Source organism: Stenotrophomonas sp. Sm10 (genome assembly GCF_030985515.1).
Classification (GTDB): Bacteria; Pseudomonadota; Gammaproteobacteria; order Xanthomonadales; family Xanthomonadaceae; genus Stenotrophomonas; species Stenotrophomonas hibiscicola.
On record NZ_JAPTFO010000130.1, the window covers coordinates 1 to 6,270 of the forward strand.

Annotated in this window: 14 protein-coding genes; all 14 read left to right on the forward strand. The window is 37.4% G+C overall.

The genetic code is table 11. The features are described from left to right. Positions 1-118 precede the first annotated feature (118 nt). Positions 119-376 carry a hypothetical protein gene (locus O0J15_RS19985; RefSeq protein ID WP_261070085.1) on the forward strand — a complete coding sequence of 86 codons (258 nt, stop codon included), beginning with the start codon at positions 119-121 and terminating at the stop codon, positions 374-376. A gap of 62 nt (positions 377-438) precedes the next feature. Beyond that, positions 439-660: a hypothetical protein gene (locus tag O0J15_RS19990; protein WP_308306175.1), complete on the forward strand. Its 222-nt coding sequence runs from the start codon at positions 439-441 to the stop codon at positions 658-660. Further along, a complete protein-coding gene (locus O0J15_RS19995) occupies positions 660-872 on the forward strand; it encodes a hypothetical protein (protein WP_308306176.1) in 213 nt (70 codons plus the stop codon). Before O0J15_RS19990 ends, O0J15_RS19995 begins: the two co-directional genes overlap by 1 nt. Continuing rightward, on the forward strand, positions 865-1,140 hold the full coding sequence (locus O0J15_RS20000; protein ID WP_308306177.1) for a hypothetical protein: 276 nt from the start codon (positions 865-867) through the stop codon (positions 1,138-1,140). The genes O0J15_RS19995 and O0J15_RS20000 overlap by 8 nt, the downstream gene beginning before the upstream one ends. A 73-nt stretch (positions 1,141-1,213) precedes the next feature. Beyond that, positions 1,214-1,903: an ERF family protein gene (locus tag O0J15_RS20005; protein WP_308306178.1), complete on the forward strand. Its 690-nt coding sequence runs from the start codon at positions 1,214-1,216 to the stop codon at positions 1,901-1,903. 3 nt (positions 1,904-1,906) lie between these two features. After that, positions 1,907-2,233: a hypothetical protein gene (locus O0J15_RS20010; protein ID WP_308306179.1), complete on the forward strand. Its 327-nt coding sequence runs from the start codon at positions 1,907-1,909 to the stop codon at positions 2,231-2,233. A gap of 12 nt (positions 2,234-2,245) precedes the next feature. After that, positions 2,246-3,235, forward strand: coding sequence for a DUF1351 domain-containing protein (locus O0J15_RS20015; RefSeq protein ID WP_261182567.1), 990 nt, complete (start codon positions 2,246-2,248; stop codon positions 3,233-3,235). A gap of 83 nt (positions 3,236-3,318) precedes the next feature. Next, entirely contained in the window at positions 3,319-3,489 is a 171-nt protein-coding gene (locus O0J15_RS20020; protein ID WP_192855157.1) for a hypothetical protein, read from the forward strand. Between the two features lie 138 nt (positions 3,490-3,627). Continuing rightward, positions 3,628-4,050: a single-stranded DNA-binding protein gene (gene ssb / locus O0J15_RS20025; protein ID WP_308306180.1), complete on the forward strand. Its 423-nt coding sequence runs from the start codon at positions 3,628-3,630 to the stop codon at positions 4,048-4,050. Between the two features lie 257 nt (positions 4,051-4,307). Then, the gene (locus O0J15_RS20030) at positions 4,308-4,733 is read left to right on the forward strand and encodes a hypothetical protein (protein WP_084865306.1); all 426 of its coding nucleotides are present in this window, start codon (positions 4,308-4,310) and stop codon (positions 4,731-4,733) included. A 170-nt stretch (positions 4,734-4,903) separates the two neighbouring features. After that, on the forward strand, positions 4,904-5,416 hold the full coding sequence (locus tag O0J15_RS20035) for a DUF1642 domain-containing protein (RefSeq protein ID WP_308306181.1): 513 nt from the start codon (positions 4,904-4,906) through the stop codon (positions 5,414-5,416). 253 nt (positions 5,417-5,669) lie between these two features. Then, positions 5,670-5,810, forward strand: coding sequence for a hypothetical protein (locus O0J15_RS20040; protein WP_308306182.1), 141 nt, complete (start codon positions 5,670-5,672; stop codon positions 5,808-5,810). A 12-nt stretch (positions 5,811-5,822) separates the two neighbouring features. Continuing rightward, positions 5,823-6,083, forward strand: a complete 261-nt coding sequence (locus tag O0J15_RS20045) for a DUF1372 family protein (protein ID WP_308306183.1) — start codon at positions 5,823-5,825, stop codon at positions 6,081-6,083. Then, a partial coding sequence (locus O0J15_RS20050) for a hypothetical protein (protein WP_345784139.1) occupies positions 6,080-6,270 on the forward strand: 191 nt, incomplete at its 3' end. The genes O0J15_RS20045 and O0J15_RS20050, both read left to right, overlap by 4 nt.

Sequence of the window (6,270 nt, forward strand, 5' to 3'; positions counted from 1 at the left end):
CAACAAGTATTAAATAACAATAAATATTAAAAGACAACAAGTCCTACTTCTCTAAATAAATAAAAGAGAGAAATTTCAAAATTCTAATATAGGACTTTGGCTTGAAAGGAGTAGGAAAATGGAAATCAAATACATTTATAACAAAACGCCTCTTGGATGGGTATGGCAGTTAGTAATTGATGGGTACGAGTTTTTTTATCCATGTGGCGATTTAAAAGCGTTAAAAAAATTCGTCAAATCAGAATTAGAAGTTTTGTTAGACAAAAAAGAAAGTGATAGTAATTACGGCTTGGCATTCCATGCTTGTGGATATAACGGACAAGCACAACAAGAGTACATAGATTATTGGGAAAAACAAGGAGTTAGTGTTTTTTAGAAAGGGGAATTAATAGAAAAATTAAGTTTAGAACCAATTTATTTCGTGAACGGAAACGAGATATGCAAAAAGCACCTGACGGCAATCAGGCACTCAACAAAATTATTCAAGGAAATTATAACATGAAAAATAAAAAAGAGCAATGGAAACCAAGAATTGTAAACATCATGGCAGATGGTTCTCAAGTTGATGATCTGACAGGGTATATCATCCCTGCTGGTCATTCGTACTATGACATTATTCTAGGCATGAACAAGCAATCTAACGAGGAGGGTGTAGCTTAATGAAGTTACTTACTAAGTTAAAACTCAGACTCGAAGGTGTTATTAAATCAGTCAACCTTGACTGGAGAGTAGTAGCGGTAGAACTTAACAAGGACCTTCTCGAAGAGCGCATACGTCGCTTTATTTGTGAGCAGGAAGTTTATAACCTGAAACAACAATTGGCAATCTACAAAGAGAAAGAACAAATCGAAAAAGGAGAACAATATGTTTAAAGCAATTCGTACAATCAAGAAAATAAAACAACTTCAGAAAGCAATGCACGATGCAAGCGTAGCATTTCTACTTATGCAAGACCTCGGCTTGATTCCTGATGGCGAAAAAAGCAGAGCCAGAGCTAAATCATTTCATGATATAAGTCACATGCTCAAGGATATCCTAGACGGCAAGTCAGTAGACGAAGCTATGACAAGACTAGAAATCACAGTTGAAACCAACGAAGATAAAGAAGTGGATCAGGAAGATGACACGATAGCAGAATAATAAATACTAATAAACAACAAACTCATCCTTATAAAAAATAAGGGAATTACAGAGTTTTTAAAGGAGGAGGAAAATGGCAAGTTTAACTTTCCCAGAGTTGCAACAAAAAATGCAATTAGAAAAAAAGAAATCAAAAGATGTAAAGTACGCATTTAGAAATGCCGAGGACATCTATACAACTTTCAAAGAGTTAAAAAGCGATTGGTCTGTAATCGTAACTGATGAACTCGTTGAGCTTGTTGGAAAAATCTTTGTAAAAGCAACAGCCGTAGCTTTTAATGATGAGAGAAACGAGAGGTACCAATCAACAGCATACGCTGAAATGAGTCCAGTTCCAGTATTTAATACTCAAAAAGGCCAGATTAAACAAATGCAAGATCCGCAATGGACAGGCGCAGTCAGCTCATACGCTCGAAAATATGCCTTACAGGGGTTGTTTGCGATTGGTGAAAAAGATATTGATGAGTATCCAGTAGAAGAAAGCCAAGAACAAGGGCAGAATAATCAGCAACAGAAACCAAACAATCAGCAAGCTCAAGAACAACAAGTGAGGTACATTGATAACATTCAGTATCAAGAAATCATTAAGAACGTTGAAGAAATTGCGACGATTAAGGGAGCGCCATTTGATACAGTTACAAACTTTGTATTGAGCAAGTATCAAATAGACGATTTCCACAAAGTACCAGTTGATGGCTATAACATAGTGATGGACTATCTCACTAAACAAATTCAAAAAGCATACGAAAAACAAGGAGTATAAGACATGACAGAAAATAAAATTTATTCGCCATGGGCTTTCACAGAAAACGAAAGCCAAAAACAGAAATCTAATCTTTCAGCTCTAAAAGAGTTAAAAGAGAAATATATCATCAAGGACAAGTGGAATTACGACAAAATGAATGAACAAGATCAAGACACCGTTGATGTTGTATATGGTCGAGTTGGTGGCAGTTACGGAAATTCACTTTATGAAATTTATAAGAATACCCCTAATTTATCCAAAACAGAACTTGCCTTAATTTGTGATAATGGCAATTTATGTTTTGGGCATTCATCATCAGGTAGTAAAATCAAAATTTACACAGACTAGGAGAACAAAGACGTGGTAAAAGATGTAACTAATAGCTTGACAGAAATTAAGGTAGATTTCCAACCTGCAGTAATCAATGTTGATTATGATAGCGTGGAGAAACAACTTGCAGCAATCGTTGCACAGTACACAGATTATGAGGTGACAGCATCCACTTATAAGATTGATTATGATGAGCGTACACGCCTTAATAAATTAAAAGAGGCGTTGGAAACTCGGCGTAAGGAAATCAAAAATAACATCAATAATCCATACAAGGAATTTGAGAAGTGGTACAAGAAAACAGTTGAGCCATTGGATAATATTATCTCAAACATCACAGCAGGACTTAATGCGATTGATGAACATGAACGATTGATGCGCGTGGATGTCGTGCGTGCCACATTTGAGGATAAGTGTATGGTCGCAGGGATTGAAAAATCCACATTCGCTGACAAATACGATGAGTACAGCCTCAAGAAACATTTTAAAACAGGCAAGTATGAGCTGAAAAAGACAACACTTGATGAAATGGATGCCTTGGTGCTTTCAGAATTTGATGCCCTGGAAGAACATAAGGCCAACAAGCAAGCTATCCAAGAGCAAGCTCAAGAGTACAATTTACCAGCTGACAGCTATATCAGACATCTTGAAGATGGTAAGAGTCTTGTTGATATCCTCAAGATGATGAAAACTGATCGTGATGCTGAGATTGCACGCAAAGAGCAGAAAGAGGCTCAAGAAAAAGCAGAAGCTGAACGACTTGAAGAAATTGCTCAATTGGCCAAGGAAAATGCTAATGCGAATATCAAGGCTTATGATGCTGAAACAGGCGAGATTTTGGAGCAGGGTACAATTACACCAGAACCTCAAAATAATGCGAGAGAGGTGGCAAAATTTGATTCTAGCGAGCCTTTAACAATTAACTTGCGTTTGACATTGCATGGCGGAAAATCTCAGCTTGATCAGTTGAAAGAATGGCTTGAGGATAACTTTATCAGCTTTGAAATTTTGGAGGGTTAGGTGGGATTTAGAAAGTATCAACTTATTTTAGAGTTTGAGGAGGCTAATAGACCTCTCACACGCAAAAGCAAGGAGTTAGATTTATGAGATGTTTTTATGTCAGTGGTAAAATTGCAGATCTTGATTTGGGGTCAGAAATCAATGCAGAAAATTCATTTATGGCCGCTATTGAGTTTGTGAAACGATACACCGATTTATTAAAGTTTGGTTCAAATGAAATCAAGGTATCAGAAGTAGAGGAGGTTTCAGCATGACAGCTTTAGCATGGCTAATCTATAATCTATCGGTACTTGCTACCTCCTTATACCTTACTATTCATTTTAATTCTGGATGGTGGATGCTTCTTGTTTTGATTGCATCAGCCGACTTAAAAACTAAGAGAGGTAAAATCAATGATAAATAACGTTGTTTTAGTAGGGCGACTTACAAGAGATGCCGAACTGAGATACACGCAATCTAATATTGCGGTTGCTACATTTACTCTTGCTGTAAATCGTCCGTTTAAAAGCGAGAATGGAGAGCGTGAAGCTGATTTTATCAATTGCGTTATGTGGCGCAAGCAAGCTGAAAATCTCGCTAACTGGGCTAAGAAGGGCGCTTTGATTGGAATTACAGGACGCATTCAGACTCGTACTTATGATAACCAGCAAGGTCAACGTGTCTATGTGACAGAGGTTGTGGCTGAGAATTTCCAGCTTATGGAATTTAAGAAAGATGGTGGTCAACCATTAGATGACAACCACGATCAGCAATCGCCTAATTTTGCTAGAAATTCAAATCCGATGGATATTTCGGATGATGATTTGCCATTTTAATGTTTGATAGATTGGAAAAATATGACTGAATTAGTAAAAGTAGACGTGCAGTGTCCGTTTTGTGGGGAATGTTATCACAGAATGGTTAAGATTAAACCTTCATCAATTCGTTGTAGAGCGTGCAGTAAGTTTCTGCATTTGAAATGGACAGGTAACACACCAACAAGCACGAATAAAGCAGGTTTCGGGCGGTTAGCGTATGATCCGTATAACAACAATGAGGAGATTATGGAACTGAATGAGGTGTTCACAAAGACATGAAAGAACGATTGATTTTGAAATTTGAGTTGAACAGGAAACAGATGATCAACGCAAACGACAGACCTCACTTTCATCAAAAAGCTAAAATCACTAAGTTCTTACGGCAGTTAGCCGAATATGAGGGCAACAATGTACTGAGAGATTACTTTGGATTGCCTTACAGCGAGGACAAGCCTTGCAAGGTTAAGGTTCGGATATATCCTCCGACAAATAGGAAGTATGACCCACCGAACTGGTCGCCCACAAGCAAGGCTTTGTTTGACGGTTTGACGGACGCAAAGATTTGGACAGATGATAATTACAATGTGATAGTATCGACTGAATTCATGCACGGTGGCAAGTCTGGAAATAAGAATTACAGAATTGAACTGGAGATTTATGAGTATCACGAGATATTGCAAAGGATAGTGGATGGGATTTGACAAAAAGGAATTGATAAAAGGTTATCAACGCACAATCGAGCAAAACGAAGAGAAGATAATCGAGTATTCGAAGCCGTGCGATTCACGTAAGAGACGAATTAGAGCATTGGAGCGTGATTTGTTGAAGAAAAAGAATAAAGAATTGAGGAAGAAAATAAAGGAGTTGGAAGATGAATGTTAAGGAATTAACTGAGAAATACAAAAGATATGAGGGGAAGTGGAATGGTAAAACAGGAGAACTAGCTCGTCAAATTTTTCTAGAAGACTTGAAACAACTAGACGAACCGCGAAAAGTCAAAGTTAAGAAGTTTGTGGCGGATTGGTATGAGGAACACAAAGACGAATTTGAGTACAATGTGTGGGATTGGTTATCTTCAAAAAGCGAGTCGGGAAAGATTGATAGTAAGTTCGCTTTTTGGTTAAACGACGTAGATAATACACCTATTCAAACCCTTGTCAACATGCACCAATTCGGCTACGAGGTCGATGAAGAGAAGAGGTATCTGGTTAAGATTAAAGCATCTGGTCAGTACATTATGAACAATCCTGATGAGAATGCTGTTTTTTTCTACAGTAGCAGAGCGTATTCTAAACTTACCCGCAAACAACTAGAAGAAGCTGGATTCGGCTGGGTGTTCGATTGCCCAGGGATTGAGATTGAGGAGGTGGACTTATGTCATTAAACAAATCAAGAAGACGAATAATGATTAAAAGTTGTTACAAAGAAAAGAAAATATTCAAAATATCTTTTCGCAACCATTTTGGAAAACAATTTTTAAATTGTTACTCAAAAGATAAAATCATAAATTACTCAGATACAGAAGACACAGATGGTCCGCTTATTGTTTTTGAAAGGAATATACCTAAAAAAATTGAGCGTAAAATGCACAAATACAATCTATGGTTGAATATAGCTTTCAAAAAAGGGGTGGAGTGATGGAAGAAGTTATTATGGCTACGTTGCCTAACAAAGAATTGAACAGATTGATAAAAATTGAATTGACGGTCCAAACAATGATTGACCGTGGACTTATTAACGAAGAGCAGTTTAATGAAATTATGGATGAAGAAGAGTAAGGAGGTCACAAATTGAAACGATTCATAGCTATCTGGATATTACTATCTGCTGGATTAAACATCTGGCAGAGCATCCACATAAAAAAACTAGAAGAAAAGCGCCTGATTATCGTCTATAAAGCTGATAATCAAGGCGCTGAGATATTCGGTAAGGTCCTTGAGAAAGGACGGCACGGGAAGCTATATACGCTTACGATTCGTGATTATGGGGTGTTCGTGGTTACGAAGGACGTGTATGAAAAGGTGACGGTCGGGGATGAGGTGATGTTATGAAATTATTTCTTCACGAAGATTGTATGGACGTCATAAAAAGATATCCTGACAACTATTTTGATTTAGCTATTGTCGATCCGCCATATTTTTCTGGTCCAGAAAAAAGAGAATACTATGGTCGAAAAGTCAGTCCGATTGGTGTCAATAGACTGTATGGCAAAACCTCGGAGTGGAAAATTCCAAATAG